Here is a 15,906-nt window from a genome sequence, read left to right on the forward strand (position 1 = left end):
GTTATTTCCCTTTCTTCTCAGTGGCGGCCGCCAACTGCGTCGCCAGGTCAGCAGATGTCTGACGTTCGGTGTCCAGTGCAGCAGTCAGGTCAGTCACGCACTGACGGGCCGTTTCCAGGTCTTTGGTCAGCGTGGCGATCTCATCCTTGGCGGTGGACTCCTGCGTCACCAGGATTTGAATATCCCCCTCAAGCTGGAGAACCTTTTGCTTTAGCACATCGAGCTGGCCGCCTCCGCTGTTTGCCGTATCGTCCTGGTTACGGATGGCCACGACCAGCATCGGCTCGGCCTGAAGCTCCGCAATCTGTTTAGGCGTGAACGTATCCAGCGGCCAGGTCTGAGTGGTGTCGCTGTGGGCCATACCGCAACGGCGAAAACCGTCGCGTTTGGCGGTGATGTCGATAACCTTTTCCATGTCTTATGCCTCCGTTCCGATAGAACCGTAGCCCAGTTGCCACAGACCAAAACCTGCCGCGCCGCGAGCTTCTGCGCCGAATTTGAATTTTTTGCGGTTGAAAACATCGTCCGCATTGAGATCGGTTTGTTCAACCGGGTGCGGGGCTTCACGTTCCTGATAGAAGAACGGCGTGATCGCTTTGCTGGTGTCCAGCAGGAACCAGGCGGTGTCACTGGTTAAACGCGGCTCGGCGACAACCTCGGCGGTCCCCTTGTATATGTTGACCTTGCCATCCTCCAGGCGGTCAGCCGTCATCAGAGTGCGAGCGGTGTCTTCCAGGGCTACCGGGACCAGGAGAATATTCGGGTTCACATTCAGCGGTCGATTGTCATCGTCCTTGACCTTGCGCATTTGGGTACGCGCCACCCCGAACGACGCTTGAGCCGCTGCAAGAGAGGCGCAGGACAGCGCTTTTGTCCCTTTGTTGGAGAAGACGCCATCGCCCATCGGGTGGTCGGTGTCAAAATAATACTGGCCGTCGTAACACGGGGTGCTGAACGACGTATTAATTAGCCCAAAGACCAGATCGTCAGGCAGCTGTGCCGCCGATTCTCCCGCGGATTTGGCCTGGATGGCATAAATCCCGGTCTGGTCGTCCTGAAGGTCGTTGCGGTCGACCTCGATGGTGGCTTCCCAGTCATCGTTAATGACGGTGTATTTAAAGGCCGCCAGTGATTTGATGACCTTGTCACCAATCCACTTACGCATACCTGGGAAGCTGGACAGCCAGCTGTAATCATTGGCGCGCCCCGTTGACTGGATTTTCATCGCCACCTTTTGCCACTGCGTCGGGGCGGTTTTTAATGCCCCGTTAAACGTGGTTTTAAGGTTGACGAAAAACAGCTGAATATTCGCCTTGTTAACAATCATTTTTTTATGACTCCTTAAGAGATGTAAACCCAGACGCCGTCTGGAGACACTTCGATCACAGTACCGGCAGTGCGTTTCGAGGTGGCATCAACGGCGACGGTCACGCTGTCTTGCACCTGGCAACGTCTGCCGACCAACGCCTGCGTCACCGGTTTGGATGCGCTGTTAGCCAGGCAAAAAGCCCCACCGCGCCGGATTAGCACGATCACGTCGCCGTCTGCGCCGCCCGTGTTATCCACGAACTCGTCGGAAACACCGCTGACCGCCAGATTATCGGTGTCGCTGCCCCTGTCGGCGGGCACGGCGAAACCTTCCTCATTGATGGCGACCATATGGCCCCCGTAAATTTTCACACCGCTGGCGACCTTTAAGGCGATGCGCAGCCCGTCTTTACGCCACGTATTACGATCCATAGTGTTAATCCTTCAGTAATTTGGCCATTTCTGCCGGGTCGTTGCCGAACTGGTTACACAGTGCGATTTGTTCGGCGGTTAACTGCGCCACGCTGATTTTGTCTTCCGGCTTCGGTGGAATAAAATCCTCGCTCTGCTGATGAGTCAGGGCGGCAATTTTCGGGGCGTTGCCCAGCCAGGACTTGAGCGCGGCCAGGTCCTTTTTGCCGTAGTCCTTCGCCCATTGCTCCTGAACCGACAACAGGCGGCCATCCGACAGTGCGGCCTGAACCAGCGTGTCGACTTCAGCGGTGCTGGAGGTTTGCGACATTGCCGCCAGGCGCGTCTGTAATTCGGTGACGACCTCAATCGGGGAGTGTTTCGAGGGGTCATACGCATTGGCTGACAGGCTGGCGATTTGTTCATCGCGTTGAGCCAGCAGCGCAAGCAGCCCGACAGAGGCGGCAGCTGTTCCCTGGCCCGTCGAAATCGCGTCGATCACTTTTTGAAGTTCGGCTTTGATTTCTTCCGGGGTTGCAGTGACGGGCAGGTTCAGCATCCAGCGAATGCTGGTGAGTAGCTCTGCTAAATATTCTTCGTCCACGGTTGTGGTCTCCGATTCGGTTGATAAGGACGCCAGACGACTGGCAGCGGCAAGCATCACCTCGTCCATGTCGTCTAACGCGGGGGTGTTGGTGAGCGCGGCGTGAAGCAGTTGGCGAACCTCGCCACGTTTGTTGTAGCTAAAGACGGGGGAAATAAAGCGGTATTCTTTTGCCGCAATCATCGCCGCCGCGTTGGCCGTCCATTCGACGCCTATCGCATACAGACCATCGCCTTCACGCCATTCCACCTTGCTGAACCAGCCCGCAGCCGGGGCGGGCTTGCCGTTCTTGGCGCTGTGCAGCGTTTGGTGTTCGTAGTCAATGACGAAAGGGTTTTTTGCCGCGTCGACCTGCGCCACCAGAGCGGCAGCCAACTCGGCGTTAATGATCCATTTGCCGCCGTCGACATCGAAGGGACGACCATCGACGCCAGCAAACTCCCCGGCGGGGAACAGCTGGATCTCGTTGGCGGTGCTGTTGATTTCGAGGGCTAAAGCCGCGATACGTGTTTTCATGACACGCATGATGACGCGCCTGGAATATCGGTAGCGGCTGAGAGGGTTCAGCGCTTAGGTGTGTTTAATGCAGGGGGGACTGGAGGCCAAACCGCTTTTAAACCCTTTTTAAAAACGCGCCTGCGCGGTTTTAACCGGGTCAGAGCCATCGGACTGCATTCAAGGGGACAAAAACGCGTAGCGGGGATTACAGCGCGTTTGTATGCACTTAGTCAATCACTCGGGCAAAATAGCGATTGGCGGTGTCTTCCAGATCAGTAATATCGCTGTCAACAATTTGCAGGAATGGACGCGCTGGCATCTTCACGGTATAGGCACCGACCGTGGCACTTTGCACAAAATTACTGTTACGCTTTTTGACGAACTGGCGGCTGACGCTGCCGTTCTTGTACTGCTTGAAATAGAGATTTTGGCTTTTGGCCGAGTGCTTAATCTCGCCGCCCTCGTTGTGGATCCTCGCGTAGCGAACATTTGTCCCGACCGTGGCGTCGTCATTCGTTACGGCGGCGCGGATACTGGCCGCCAGTCGCCCGGACTTCTGGAGGATTTGTCCGGAACCGCGTTGCCTGGCATAGGCAGGACTCCAGCCCATCCACTTGGGGCGGCCCTCGTGTTGGAAATTGGTTTCCACCACATCGAGCAGGGTGCCCGCCAGCGCCGTCATCAGGTCATGCCGCTGGGTCGTTGAGCGGATGAGTTTTCCCAGCGTGGTGTTATAGGCGGTCAGGTCTATTTTAATGTCCATCATGTCCCCGGGGTGTCCTGCATTGACCAGGCGATCAGCTCGTCACCATCGACAGTGGCCACCGACCAGCGGTCGCCTGATTTCATCGCATAGCGCCAGGCTTTACCGTCCTGCGTGAGTTGCTGCGCGTTCTCGATGGTCTGTTGCATCAGGACGTAATCTGACAGCCTGGGCGGTGCGCCAGTGCTGGCTAACTGCTGCATGACAGTTGCACCGATGTTGACCGCCTGAAACTCGGCGGCGGTCTGCCTGACCTGGGACGGGGAGAGCACGGCGACCGGGTAGTGCTGCTGTTTGTCCAACTGCGTGACGTTCTTCAGGCCCTGTGCAAAATCGGGACCGGTCAGGGAGCCGGTAACGTACTGACGCGCCGACAGGTAATCATACTTTTCCAGTTGCGGCTGATAGGCCACCTTGCCCGGATTGAACCCGAACCCCGGGTCGGCGGTGTAGACGCTGCCATCCGGCATCGTGAGACCCATCGTCTTGATGGTCTTCCCGGGCTGGCAGTATTCTTGCTCAACCTCCACCAGGCGACCTTCGCTGCGCTGAACGTTGAGACCATACTTGTCGACGTCAGACTGCGAGCGGGCGCGTATACGGCAGCGGCAACCGTACCCGTCGGGGGTGTAGAGGAATTCCCAGACCGGGTCGTCTGCGGGGGCGGTGAAACCGTTCAGCGCGGCATGTTTGGGCCGGGTGTGGATGTCCATCACGGCGACGCGCTCAAAATAGGGACGGTCGGCCACGTTGGCCATCTGCTGAACGTAACGGCCTGCGTTATAGCTGGACTGTATGTTGGTGTTGAACAGGGTCTGTAGTCGGCGCGGCGTTAACTGCTTACCCTGGAGTTCCCCGGTATCAGGAGCGGCGACCAGTCCTTTCCCCATCCAGCCCTTCGCCTCCAGTACCGGCTGCAGGGTCTTCACAAACTCCTGATAGGTGTCGCCGTTTTTCAGTGCCGAGTGCAACCCGCCCCGGATATCCTGCAACACATCGAGTTTCAGAACGCCCGCGACCGTGAACGCCCGGGCATGGGCCACCGTCTGCACGTCGTGCCAGTTGAAACCGATGGCGTAGCCCTTGCTTTCGAAATAACGGATCGCCTCTTCTGGGGCCAGCGTGTAGGCGTACCCCAGATCAACATCGTCAGCTGTCGGCATTCAGTCGCCCCCAGATATCCGAAACAAAAAGGGCCTGCTCCAGCAACTGCCGCAGTGCTGCATCCGGGAGGGTCGGCCACGCGTGCGCCAGGATGTTCATTGCCTCATCCGCGCTGTGGCCCTGCTGGAGTGCGGCAACCAGTGGGGTCAGTAACGCCTGCATCCCCTGATTAATCGCCTCTGCTGGGAGGTCGGCGCGGTCGATGGCGCGTTGTGCCGGGTCGTCGTCTTCCTTCGCCTGGCTCAACGCGGCCAGGCGCAGGTCCTCACGAATACGGCTGAGGCTGGCGGTGTTATCGCTGACCGCAGGCAGCGCCAGCACCGGCTCGCCATCCTTCGGTGTCGGGATGCCGATTTTTTTGCGGACCCACGACTGCGGGATATCCGGCAGACGGACATCGTTCACCAGCGTGGCCAGGGCCGTGGCCCAGTCTTTAAACGCGATTTCTTCCTGGGTATCGAAGACAAAACGCGGGAGGCGTCGCGTTCTGATATGGCCGTAGCCGTTGAGGGCGGCCATCATCTGGGTGAGGCTTAGAAACATCCCCTCCAACTGACGGGCGTCGGCGGTCAGGATATCGTGGCGGACCTCGTTGTGGACGTTCCCCAGCGCGTTGGTCGAGGTTTTACCGTCGGCCTGGCTAGTCAGCGTACTGCCTAAAATCGCTTTGGAGACGGTACGTTCCGACCAGTCGATCATCGCCATAAAGGGCGTTTCACGCCCGCTCGCCGCACTTTCAAACTTGATTTCATTCCCCTGCGGAATGGCGGCCACGGCCTCATGACCGAGATGGACCAACGCCTGAAGGATTTGGTCGCGGTCTTCGTCGCTGGTCCCCTGAGCGTAGTAGGCAATACGTGCAGGAAGGCCGTAAATCTCCAGGAACTCGGCGAGGTCGCGCAGCGCAAAGTTCTTGAACAGATACGGCCAGACCAACACGCGGAACAGTCCCGACGAGCCGATGAAACCAGACCGGGCATTGTTGCGGTGAACCAGCCAGCCAAACGGCCACAGCGCCGATCCACTTTTCCCCTCCTGATAACTGCCATCGTCGAGACGAATTTCGTCGCCCTGGTCCGGCAAGGTGTTAAACCAGTGGTGAGGGCGCTTGGTCAGCGACTCCGGCAACCAGATGTTATCGACCCGTTCCCACGCCATCTCCTGACAGCTGAAGCCATAGCCGACGGCACTCATGCCGTTGAGGATGACGTCTTCCATATTGGGGATCCCGCCCATCCAATCGGCCACGGCGGCGGTGAGTTTCAACTCCTCAGCGCTGGCATTCAGGGGCGGCTCGATGGACCAGTCCAGCGTTAACAGCGCATTGCGCCGCTTCTCCATCTCGGCGAACAGGTGGCCGTCGCGTTCTTCCATATCGCCGAACAGGCACGCCTGAGCGGACAGGTTGCCCTGCTCGGCGGCTTCCAGAATGCGCGGCAGGCGGCGAATATTCAACCCGCGTGACGGGTGATCGGGATAAATGCGCAGGCGCTCCGCCACCTTCACCGTCTGCGCCGTCTTCAGGGCCTCGCGCTGTAACGGTTGCCCGTACCTGTCAACAATGGCCATTACCAGCCCCCTCCTGAACCAAAACGACCATCACGATCACGCGAAGCACCGCGTGGCGTGTGGACCTGAAATTTCGCACTGCGTGAGACCGCAAGCCGCCAGAGCATATCGAGACAGTCCGGGCCGTCGTCGTGGTCTGCCTTCGGGTAGTGTCTGAGCTGGTCAATCAGGGTCTGGTGTGCCGGACTGACACGGATCAGGCCGTTGACCATGTGCGGCTGTAACGACTCGATACGCAGGGCCTTATCTTCCAGCGGAATGACCGGCAGCGCCGGAACCGGGACGCCTAATTTGGCGGAACGTTCAACTAACACGGTGCGTAAAAACTCCTGAAACTGGACCGCCTCAATGGACCAGCAAAGGCAGTGCCATTCGCGCTGGTACTTGATGGTGTCTTCAATAATTTTATCGGGTAAACGGCGACGGATATCGGCCTCCACAACGTCCAGGATCCCGGTGTAGCGATTAAAGCCCCCGACCAGAATGGCGGACGGGTCACGCTTCTTGTTCTTCTTGCCGAGGCTCGGGTCAACCGCGCCATAAAATACCCATTCGTTGAGCCGGTTCACCCAGAAATTGATACAGCCCACGAACAGCGCATCCTCGCCGCTGACCGGGTCGTTCTGGTATTCACTGTCGAAGGTGTCGTGACCGTCACGAACGCGGATTTTCATCAGTGCCAGCAGCGGACGCGCCGCCCATGAAACGATCGCGTCCTTCAGCATGGCGGCCTCATTCTCGATGTAATAGCGTTCGGCTTCCTGTACCTGCTTGTTGCGGATCAGTTCTTCCCACTCGTCCCACAACTTCATGTTGGCGGGCCACTGGATCACAGCCTTAAATCGGGCAGTTTTCCACATCGGGTTATCCAGCGTTCGGGAGAGAACGGAATCGTAGTGGAGAATAGTACCGATGTAGACGATATCGGTTTTCCCGCCCGCTTCCCCGAGCGGCATGACGGTCTTCGTTAACCAGTCGTGAAGCTTGTCCCGCTGCTCATGGTTGCGGACCATCTCGTCGTTCTCGATATCGTCCAGGATAACCAGGTCAGGACGGTACGGGCCATGACGCAGACCACGCAGCTTTTTACCGCTACCCGCGACCGTGACTTTGATATTGTTGGCGGTGACAATGGTCCCCATCCGCCAGACGCGTCCCTGGCCACACGCCTCCGGGAAGTCGTTTTTTAAACGTGGGTTAAACTCCAGTTCCGCCTTGATGGCTTCCAGCATCGGATACGCCTGGTCTATCGAGTCCATAATGATGACAGGGTAATGCTTGATAGCTCGAATAAGGGTCCACAAAACGAACAACTGGCTGACCAGCGTCGATTTTGCTTCGCCACGCGGGGCCGCGATGGCGTCGTTCTCACCGTCAGGGCTGGCGATAATCTGCGGCAGTCGCTTGAATAAATACTTGTGCAGTTCACTTTTTGCCGGGTTACGGACGTAGTGCGGGAAATACGTCTCCACAAAATAATCATACCCGGTGACCGGATCGGCCACGGCAGCGCATCGCGCGTTGGTCGCCTGCGGGTCGACAGCGAAACCCAGACACTCGGCTTCGATGGTCTGGCGAAGGTTGGCGATATACTCCTGTAATTCCTTCTGAAATTCCTTTATCGATATTTTCCGCTTTGCCACGTTACACCTGAGCCTGTTCTGCCACGGCCTTCTCAATGCGGGCGCAGGCAATATCAAAATAGTGTTGTGAGAGTTCAATCCCGGTGAAGCTGTCGCCCCGCGCCAGCACAGGGATGGCTGTCGACGCAGACCCCATAAACGGATCCAGAACGTGCGCCCCGGGAGCCAGCGGCTTCATGAGTTGCTCCATGACCCGGACCGGTTTCGCCGTCATGTGGAGTTTCTCCGCTGGGTTGACCCGCTCAACGATGACGCCCGGGAACGGGCCACCGTGTTGACACTGATCCAGCTTGCCGAGGCTTCCCCAGACCACATACTCGGCCTGGTGGCGAAAATAGCCGGTATGGGGAGCGCGTGAGGACAGTGTTTTGTCCCAGACGATAAGACCCCGCCAGAGAACGCCACCGGCCTGAATAGCATCGGTCAGCGTTGGCAACTGTCGCCAATCGGAAAAAATCATGAAATAGGCCCCCGGGCGAACCAGTCGCGTCGTCATGCCCAGCCAGTGGGAACACCAGAACGCCCAGCTGCGCTGGTCCCGGTTATCGCCGCTGAACTCGGCATAATTGTTATTACCGGTGTATTTTTCAGAAGGCGCTGCTGCCCGCTGGCCTTTGTGCAGACCGCCGGAACTGTATGGCGGATCAGTGATGACCGCATCAAATCCGGGGGTAAGCGTCGGCAATACCTCCAGAACGTCGCCGCAGTACAGCGTTGCATTACCTATGATTTGCTTTTGCATGACACCCCCAAAAGGTATACAGCCCGGGTTAACCTGGACTGGGGTTAAACGTTAACTAAAATCAGACTCCAGCGATGAGGCAAAGCCTTCCAGCACGTCTAGAAACGAGGCATAAAGCGTCGGGTGTTTGTCGCTGATAAACGCCCCCAGTTTCTGGATAACCTCCAGCGCGGTGGCGAGTCGGTCCGTTTCCGGAAGGATCTTCTTGCTGCTCGATACCGCTTTACTGAGACTGTCCGCCAGACTGGCCAGTAACTCGACGGCCATTTTCGGGTGAACGTCCGGGTTCTGGTTAAGTTGATCCATCGTGGTCTGGCATTTGATAACGAGACTGATCAGGACTGTTCTGGCCACGTTCTCCAGGCCGTCCCCGGCGAGGGTGTGGGCAACCCGCAGTTTGTCCCAATCGTCACCGTCCTTGGCGGCCAGCATCTTCCAACGTCTCGCAGTGTCATACGGGACCGAGTGCTTCAGCGCGACCATCTCAAGTGTGAGCTGATCAAAGATGTAGCCCGTGCGGACTTTGTCCCGTGTTTCCTTCGGCCAGGCCATTAGCGCCCCTTCTGAGCTTCTTCAATCTTGCGTTGGACGTCGCTGGAGAATTCACCGACAATCACCTCGTTCCCCGTGTCTAATACGAGGGTGGTCCCGGCTCTGCCGTTGTAATCAACTCCATAAAAATGGGTGATGCGCTCAGCCATGACGCGAACAGGCTCAGCGCTATATCCGTATGACTGAAAACTAATGAAAGCCATGTTATTCATCCTCTGAGGTTAATAATTTGCATTCAGGCGGAGGGGGTAACGTTTTGCCGGTTTCCCCGCTGGCCCTGATTTGCTCAATCTGCCGGATCAATGCTTTGTCACAGTTTCCCTGGCGGAGTGCCTCAAGCAGCCCGATGTTCCACGTCACTGACTCCCCGTAGGTCAGCCGCCCGGGATTATTTCCGGGAAGCGGAGCCAGCCGGGACGCGGTCAGGTTCGCGGGCAGCATCTGATAGGGCTGCGGCGCGGGTTTGCTCGGCGTACCGCCACAACCGCTGAGCACTAGCATCAGGAACAGATTGGCCCGCGCAGGGTTCCCGGATGATTTGTTGACGGATTTCAATCTGTGCTTTCTCCTGCTTTGCCGTTCCCTGCTGGCTGAATGTCACACCCTGTTGACCGGTAACCTGCTCCGCGTTGTGCTGCTTACGGCTGGCGGTCAAGGCGTCGGAGAGGGTTGTATTCTCATCCCTGAGCGTCTTCACCGTTGCTTTCGTGGTGAAGTAGCTGTCCACAGCGAAATACCCCACCGTGATCGTCGCCAGCACTAACAGGCCTTTTGTGATTAGCGGCATGGTTTCAGGAACAAATCCCGCTCAGCGGCGCGGCGACGGGTTAAGCCCTTCATGACCTTGCCTGCGGAATTGTTCCACTTCACAAACTCATTCGCAGCACCCTCATAGTCACCAGCATTGAGCTTGCGTAACAGCGTGCTGTCCCCCAGTCCCTCGGGCACGTCGTCCTCGTCGATATCGCTCCCAACGTTAAAGGCAAAGCTGACCAGCGCGTCGAACTGGTTCTGATTGATCTCGACCTTGACGAGCGTCCTTACATCACGCTCAAACCGAGCCACGTCATCGTTTAACGCCTGTTTAGCCTGCGCCTGAGTCCAGGTTAAGCCGGGTTTAACCTCCGGCCCAGTATGACCCCAGCCAATCGTCCAGGGCGCTCCTCCTGTCCCCGGATCGGGATAAGCCTTCAGCGACAGGCCTTCAAATTCTTTAATCAAGGCCAGGCCGTTATTGCTTATTTTCATTTTTCCCGTCCTGAGTGGCCCCATTGAGCCGTCGGTTTGCGAGGGTGTTGGCGATATCGCGCAGCTTGTCCGCGCCAATGAAGCCAATGATCCCGCCGACCAGCGCAGCGGCGCTTGATGGCAAGCCAACATGTTCCAGTAGTCCACTGAGGCTGGTCGCAACAATCCCGCACACGATGGCGCTGGTAATGGTGTATTTTTTGGGTTGTCCATCTTTTATGTTCATCATCGACGACACGCCAATAGCCGCCAGACCTGCATAGAGGGCGGGGGCGTTGTCAGCTATCCATTTCAATGAGTCTTCCCAGAATCCCTGATCGCTCATACTTTTCTCGCTTGATGGTTATCGGATGGCAATGCCACGTTAACAAGTAGGGGGATTGTGGAATAAAGTGAGGGGGAGAAACGCTGGAAAGGCTTCAGCGCCCCCTTTTACCGGGGCGCTGATTAATCAGAATGTTGACAGGGAAGGCAGGGTGATGATGGGTTTGTTACACAATGCAGCGGCCTGATTGGCTCTTTCGACAGCCGCCCGCATTTCGCGCTCGGCTGAGGTGACGTCGTCAAGAGAACGTTTTAACAGTGAGGTGTCTAAAACGGTCTCATACTGTTCTGCCTGCTGGTTAAGCATGGTAGCCATGCTTCTTCATAAACGCAAAACGGCGGCTGGCAGCATCGCTAGCCTGCTGGGATTACGCGTTATATTCGCCCAGCGCGGCATAATTTGTCATGATAAATCTCCAGTGCAAGAGTGAGTCAGTGTCGCCAGAGGGGCGCATGTTCATCAGAACAGCCCGGGTTGCGTCTGTTTATCCTGGTTAAGTCGCTTACTGATTAGCTGCCAGCCGATGCGGTCACTGATCCCGAATTGCGGGCATAATACCGCCATCGCCTGGCGAATTGAAAGACCCGCCTCCTGGCGCTCCGCAACCGCCGCCACAAATCGGGTGTTGCGCAGTTGCCTCAGTGCCGCATCACAACGGGGGATATAAAACTGCGCGGCCCCCAGGTAGGCGATTAATTTCTTCAATTCCTCATCGCTGAGCACCTCACGTAACAGCGAATGAACGCCGCCGGAACGCTCCTGAGCCGCGCCACTTTTAGCCGATAATGTGACACCGCCAAAACGGTCAATCAGCCTGGCTGTCGCGGGATACCCCAGAATGAGCAACAACACTTTGGCCGACTCGGGCAGGAGGGCTTCTGTTCTCGCCAGTTCCTCATGGTTGACGGTGATTTTCATGTTTCCCCCTGCGTTTGGCATCGATAACCAGGGCTTGCATCAGCCTGGTGAGTTCGTCCGTTGTCAACCAGTCCACGCGCTCACGGTTAAACATGTGCTTCGCCATGCTGACCGCATAAGACCACGGACGGCCCGCATCAGCCAGCAGCGCCTCGACCTTGCTTAAAAGCCCTTTATGGCTGCTGGCCACTGAGGGACGGCGGCCATGACGCTTTGACGATACCGGGGTAAATCCACTTTCTCGCATATGGGCGATGACGCGCTCCAGCTGTGCCTCCGTGCAGAGTGTTGAACTGGTACGTCCGGCGATGCGGTAGAGCACGGCACGGTAGGTCTCATCGTCCCAACCCAGGGCTTTTTTCCCTGTGTGGATCACTTTAATGAGATTCGCCATTATCCCTCCCGCCCCTGTGTGACCAGTGTCCAGATAATATTATTTCCATGGCTGTTTGCCGATGTCAGAAGCCCACGCAGGGCCATACCATGAAGGTGTTGACGTAACGTTGTCGTCGTTGCGTACATGTTCGGGTGTAACCTATTGATTGTGTTTCGGATCCTCCACGTTGCCAAACTGTAATTTCCATTCCAATCTTCTGATAATGGATGGTTTGAAATGACGTCCAGCAATGCGTTATCTGTCGGGATATAGCGAGCGTTCATTGTGTCATTCCCCCTGCAAGTTGGCGTGACCGGTCACGGCGCTGGTTAAATTCATCGAAAGACAGTCACGGGTAAACCAACAGGCCGCTTCACCTTTGAAGTCACCGTTACAGCCACCAGGCAGAACCTTGCCGCAGCGCTGGCAGCTCCCCAGCGCCTTCTCTTGCCGCTCAAGACGCTGATCGTCACAGAGGATCAGCAGGCTTATATACTCATTGCGGCTGTAGGCAGAGCGCCCCGGGTTTCGGCGTTGGCGGTTTCTCTCCAGCGCTTCGGTCTCTGGCTGAGTCAGTACCAATTCGTGCCTCAGCCCCCCGCTGGCGGCCAGTTTTGCGCGTTGTTCTGCCTTGCGGTCAGTTGCTGACTTGGCCATCTTCTCCTCCTTGATGTTCGGGACGGTTCATCAGGGCCATGTGCTTCAGCGCATCTTGTGCCTTCTGGAATCTAAGGGCGTTGTCGGTGGCGATGGCTTCCAACTCCTTGATACGCCGAGCGGCACGGCTTGATGATGGAAGGGCGCTATAGGCGGCATGAGCAACTTTCACCTGATACAGGGCATCGGCCAGCGCATTATGCTTCTCACCGGCAAACGGGATCGCTTTTACATCAATTCCAGACAGGCGCACCAGGGTGCGCAGGTCTGCAACATCCCAAAACTTCCAGGGGTAGATGTCGTCGCCCTTGGCCTCAACCATTGGATCAACGCGGTCAAACCATCCTTCAAGAATACTGATGTCAAAGACCGAACCATTACCCCACTGGATACAGCGACCACCACCGGAGTTATGCAGGAAAGCCCGCAACTCAGACGCAACACTGACAGGGGATCGCTTACCGTTAAACGCTTCGCCGCGAGCTTCTGCACTCTGTTTACCCCACCATTCCAGGGTGCTTATTTCTGGCAAACCATAGGCGAGAGCCGCGTCATAACCCATTCGCTCGTAGAAGGTTTCGCCCACATTACCGGTCTGTAGATCAAACTCTACGGCGGCGATGGAAAGGACCGGACACCCGCGTTTTTTACCCAAGGTTTCGATATCGATCATGATGTTGGTCATTTGGCTAATCTCCATTTGGTTTTGTAGCGCTCGATGGCGGCCTTCATTTCCTGTTTCACCGCCCCTTTGTGGATGGCATAACCCCGAATGTCGTAAAACCTGATCCGTGCCTTCCCTGGGTATTCCGGGACTTCCACTGCTGTGGAGAGATTACTCATGGTGTAAACACGGGATTTGCCGTTATCGCGATATTCACAGCCCTTAACATTCAACATGTTGACCTCCGTCTTTATGAGTAAGCGACTGGATCAGGATCTTGCTACGCGCCATTGCTGCCCTGAACGCGCCCAGTGACTGGAATTTAAATAGCGGGACCCGGTGACGTAGAATGCGATCAAACTCCATGACTGCGCCTTTGCTGTGCTCCCAGCCGTCCAACATGTACAGCGCGTCGACTTCATCAACCCACTGGAGAGTGGTGACCATATACTGCTCATGTGTCCAACCGTCGGTCAGCGTGGCGGGGTTGTATACCGTAAAGCCTGACAGGCGCAGACTCTCTGCCACTGCATTGAACGCAGGACGATTAAAATCGGGGAGTCCTGTCATCGGCCCTGAAATCATGATTTTCAGGTCTACAGGCGGAGCGATGATGCTTTTCATGCTGCACCGCCAATCAATTTGGTCTCGGTTGCTGTGCCGTTGACGGCGTGGCTCAATGTTGCATTTCGGCCAGAGATATAGCCCGCTATTGAAGCCTCGTTGCTACGACTGCATTCACGAGCCTCTCTGTAAGCGCTGGTTTTAATCGCGCCAGAGTCCATCTGGCGCTGCTTATAGGCGGCCATTAATGTGGTCTCGGACTCTGTCGGGGCCAGTTCAGCCACAATCTGATAGACACCGTTAGCCCAGCCCTCGCAGAAAAGGTCGCCCCGGGCGATTTTGGTCGCAGGTTTGGTGTTCTTGTGGATCTTGGCGATAAACTCCTTACGGGCTGCGGTCATTTGCCTGGCTAAAACATCAAAGGCATAGGCGGCAATCTGGGGGCGACTGTCTGGTCCGTAGAACGTCATGATCCGACGAGGGGTGCCGTACTTGCCATAACGCCAGTCAAACATGGCCTGAACACCGAAAGCGCGATTGATAACCTCAACCAGCCAGCCCAAATATTTAGGCGGTGTCTGCGCATTGCTGGGGGAGCCTTTGGTACTCGCTTCGCTAATATCGATGAATTCGGCGTCTGACTCGCTTACACCGTGTTGCTTCATCAAGTTCTGCGCCTGACGCAGCGCGGCGGCGGCTTCGTTGGCATTGGTTGCTTTACGCGCCAAATTAAGAAGTTTTTTAATTTTTGATAAATACTTTTCTTTATTCATTTTCTCTATTTTCCTGAATTTGGCGTAAGTCAGTCCCTGCGGGTTTACGCCAATATTTAAAGGGCAAGTTAATAAATAATTAAATCAGTGTGTGGGAGTCAGTGTTTCCACTTTGACGAAATAAGGCTCCCGGTTTATTTCCACTACGCAACCACATTTGAAATCACGAGCCACGTCTACCGTTCTGACCACGGTGCCACCACACGGATCAGGATGTACCTGGTGGATGAATGCGGCCCCGACTGAGTGCGCCTGGTTAAATTTTGCGGCGTTCATGGCGTTTACACCCCTGAAATATCCAAAGAAATTGGCACGTATTTATCGGAATCTCCGACACGTTCATAGAGACGGATATAGCTTTTACTGCTGATAACCTGGACAGCCTCTGCAAGCGCATCCATTGCCCGCAACCAGCGAGGGTCGGTAATATCATGGCGACGGAGTTGTAACACGCGACCAGGGTTGATCTCGCCCTCCTTATCGGTAGAGAATGCCCGATCAATGATGGCTAGCAGCTCCGGACGGGCGTCCTTCGTCCACTCAGCCACACAAGCATCAATCAACTCCTTGGCGGCCTGAATACGCTCATCAAAGGCGATGCGGTCTTGCATGGCCCGCTGCACTCTGAATCGACCATCATAGCTGTACAGGGTGACATTGCCTTTTTTACCGCCAATAGTGGCCCCGTACTGTTCCGCAGAGAGGTCAACCAGTGCCTGAATGTCAGCAAATGTATCCTGTTTAAAATCACGCAGCGCCTCTTGCAACGGTTTGGCGCGTTCCACAATGGCCTTGACCAGGGCATCACGTTCTTTATCTACCGGTTTAACCAGGCTTTCAGGCGTCAGTACGCCGCGAGCATCTTTCCAGTAACCGTCTGGAATGGTGTTTTCAGGGGCATTAGTGGACATTGTCATTACTCCTATTGATATGAATGGTTTTACAAACATCTTCCCCGGAATTTTTATAACCGGGCTGATTACTTAATGCGCCAATTATGGTGTTATAAATAAACTTGGCTTGTCCTGACTCTGCTGTAGTGCATGGACCTTCAGCATAAATATTCGTATTAACGCCAGTTTTATTTTCCTGGATGGTTATCTTTAAAATAATAGCCATTGCATCCT

24 protein-coding genes are annotated in these 15,906 nt (G+C 56.0%); all 24 read right to left on the minus strand.

Features of this window, described 5'->3' with window-relative positions:
• Position 1: 1 nt before the first annotated feature.
• A complete protein-coding gene (locus KGP17_RS05560) occupies positions 2-415 on the minus strand; it encodes an HI1506-related protein (protein ID WP_223498994.1) in 414 nt (137 codons plus the stop codon).
• Positions 416-418: 3 nt separating this feature from the next.
• The gene (locus KGP17_RS05565; RefSeq protein ID WP_223498995.1) at positions 419-1,327 is read right to left on the minus strand and encodes a Mu-like prophage major head subunit gpT family protein; all 909 of its coding nucleotides are present in this window, start codon (positions 1,325-1,327) and stop codon (positions 419-421) included.
• 14 nt (positions 1,328-1,341) lie between these two features.
• Positions 1,342-1,740, minus strand: a complete 399-nt coding sequence (locus KGP17_RS05570; protein ID WP_223498996.1) for a hypothetical protein — start codon at positions 1,738-1,740, stop codon at positions 1,342-1,344.
• Between the two features lie 4 nt (positions 1,741-1,744).
• Positions 1,745-2,839: a phage protease gene (locus KGP17_RS05575; protein ID WP_223498997.1), complete on the minus strand. Its 1,095-nt coding sequence runs from the start codon at positions 2,837-2,839 to the stop codon at positions 1,745-1,747.
• Between the two features lie 208 nt (positions 2,840-3,047).
• On the minus strand, positions 3,048-3,587 hold the full coding sequence (locus KGP17_RS05580; protein ID WP_223498998.1) for a phage virion morphogenesis protein: 540 nt from the start codon (positions 3,585-3,587) through the stop codon (positions 3,048-3,050).
• Complete coding sequence (locus KGP17_RS05585; RefSeq protein ID WP_223498999.1) at positions 3,584-4,747, minus strand: phage minor head protein; 1,164 nt, start codon at positions 4,745-4,747, stop codon at positions 3,584-3,586. Before KGP17_RS05585 ends, KGP17_RS05580 begins: the two co-directional genes overlap by 4 nt.
• A complete protein-coding gene (locus KGP17_RS05590; RefSeq protein ID WP_223499000.1) occupies positions 4,734-6,317 on the minus strand; it encodes a DUF935 domain-containing protein in 1,584 nt (527 codons plus the stop codon). Before KGP17_RS05590 ends, KGP17_RS05585 begins: the two co-directional genes overlap by 14 nt.
• The gene (gene terL / locus KGP17_RS05595; RefSeq protein ID WP_223499001.1) at positions 6,317-7,960 is read right to left on the minus strand and encodes a phage terminase large subunit; all 1,644 of its coding nucleotides are present in this window, start codon (positions 7,958-7,960) and stop codon (positions 6,317-6,319) included. The genes KGP17_RS05590 and terL overlap by 1 nt, the downstream gene beginning before the upstream one ends.
• Before the next feature lies 1 nt (position 7,961).
• Positions 7,962-8,702, minus strand: a complete 741-nt coding sequence (locus KGP17_RS05600) for a DNA methyltransferase (protein ID WP_223499002.1) — start codon at positions 8,700-8,702, stop codon at positions 7,962-7,964.
• Positions 8,703-8,753: 51 nt separating this feature from the next.
• Positions 8,754-9,254, minus strand: coding sequence for a DUF1804 family protein (locus tag KGP17_RS05605; RefSeq protein ID WP_223499003.1), 501 nt, complete (start codon positions 9,252-9,254; stop codon positions 8,754-8,756).
• On the minus strand, positions 9,254-9,457 hold the full coding sequence (locus KGP17_RS05610) for a hypothetical protein (protein WP_223499004.1): 204 nt from the start codon (positions 9,455-9,457) through the stop codon (positions 9,254-9,256). The genes KGP17_RS05605 and KGP17_RS05610 overlap by 1 nt, the downstream gene beginning before the upstream one ends.
• A 185-nt stretch (positions 9,458-9,642) precedes the next feature.
• Complete coding sequence (locus KGP17_RS05615) at positions 9,643-10,041, minus strand: hypothetical protein (RefSeq protein ID WP_223499005.1); 399 nt, start codon at positions 10,039-10,041, stop codon at positions 9,643-9,645.
• Positions 10,032-10,502 carry a lysozyme gene (locus KGP17_RS05620; RefSeq protein ID WP_223499006.1) on the minus strand — a complete coding sequence of 157 codons (471 nt, stop codon included), beginning with the start codon at positions 10,500-10,502 and terminating at the stop codon, positions 10,032-10,034. The genes KGP17_RS05615 and KGP17_RS05620 overlap by 10 nt, the downstream gene beginning before the upstream one ends.
• A complete protein-coding gene (locus tag KGP17_RS05625) occupies positions 10,486-10,827 on the minus strand; it encodes a phage holin, lambda family (RefSeq protein WP_223499007.1) in 342 nt (113 codons plus the stop codon). Before KGP17_RS05625 ends, KGP17_RS05620 begins: the two co-directional genes overlap by 17 nt.
• 126 nt (positions 10,828-10,953) lie before the next feature.
• Complete coding sequence (locus KGP17_RS05630; RefSeq protein ID WP_223499008.1) at positions 10,954-11,142, minus strand: hypothetical protein; 189 nt, start codon at positions 11,140-11,142, stop codon at positions 10,954-10,956.
• A gap of 144 nt (positions 11,143-11,286) precedes the next feature.
• Complete coding sequence (locus KGP17_RS05635) at positions 11,287-11,745, minus strand: mor transcription activator family protein (protein ID WP_223499009.1); 459 nt, start codon at positions 11,743-11,745, stop codon at positions 11,287-11,289.
• A complete protein-coding gene (locus KGP17_RS05640) occupies positions 11,723-12,139 on the minus strand; it encodes a gp16 family protein (RefSeq protein WP_223499010.1) in 417 nt (138 codons plus the stop codon). The genes KGP17_RS05635 and KGP17_RS05640 overlap by 23 nt, the downstream gene beginning before the upstream one ends.
• A gap of 270 nt (positions 12,140-12,409) precedes the next feature.
• Positions 12,410-12,778 (minus strand): hypothetical protein, encoded by a 369-nt coding sequence (locus KGP17_RS05645; protein WP_223499011.1) that lies wholly within the window; start codon positions 12,776-12,778, stop codon positions 12,410-12,412.
• A complete protein-coding gene (locus KGP17_RS05650) occupies positions 12,759-13,463 on the minus strand; it encodes a 3'-5' exonuclease (RefSeq protein ID WP_223499012.1) in 705 nt (234 codons plus the stop codon). The genes KGP17_RS05645 and KGP17_RS05650 overlap by 20 nt, the downstream gene beginning before the upstream one ends.
• Complete coding sequence (locus KGP17_RS05655) at positions 13,460-13,678, minus strand: hypothetical protein (RefSeq protein ID WP_223499013.1); 219 nt, start codon at positions 13,676-13,678, stop codon at positions 13,460-13,462. Before KGP17_RS05655 ends, KGP17_RS05650 begins: the two co-directional genes overlap by 4 nt.
• Positions 13,665-14,066 (minus strand): DUF4406 domain-containing protein, encoded by a 402-nt coding sequence (locus KGP17_RS05660; RefSeq protein ID WP_223499014.1) that lies wholly within the window; start codon positions 14,064-14,066, stop codon positions 13,665-13,667. Before KGP17_RS05660 ends, KGP17_RS05655 begins: the two co-directional genes overlap by 14 nt.
• Entirely contained in the window at positions 14,063-14,779 is a 717-nt protein-coding gene (locus KGP17_RS05665; RefSeq protein WP_223499015.1) for a DUF2786 domain-containing protein, read from the minus strand. The genes KGP17_RS05660 and KGP17_RS05665 overlap by 4 nt, the downstream gene beginning before the upstream one ends.
• A gap of 281 nt (positions 14,780-15,060) precedes the next feature.
• Positions 15,061-15,690, minus strand: coding sequence for a DUF3164 family protein (locus tag KGP17_RS05675; RefSeq protein ID WP_223499017.1), 630 nt, complete (start codon positions 15,688-15,690; stop codon positions 15,061-15,063).
• Complete coding sequence (locus KGP17_RS05680) at positions 15,680-15,898, minus strand: hypothetical protein (RefSeq protein ID WP_223499018.1); 219 nt, start codon at positions 15,896-15,898, stop codon at positions 15,680-15,682. Before KGP17_RS05680 ends, KGP17_RS05675 begins: the two co-directional genes overlap by 11 nt.
• Between the last annotated feature and the right edge of the window lie 8 nt (positions 15,899-15,906).

Origin of the sequence: Serratia sp. JSRIV001, from assembly GCF_019968745.1 — a bacterium.
In the GTDB taxonomy this organism is placed as follows: Bacteria; Pseudomonadota; Gammaproteobacteria; order Enterobacterales; family Enterobacteriaceae; genus Chania; species Chania fonticola_B.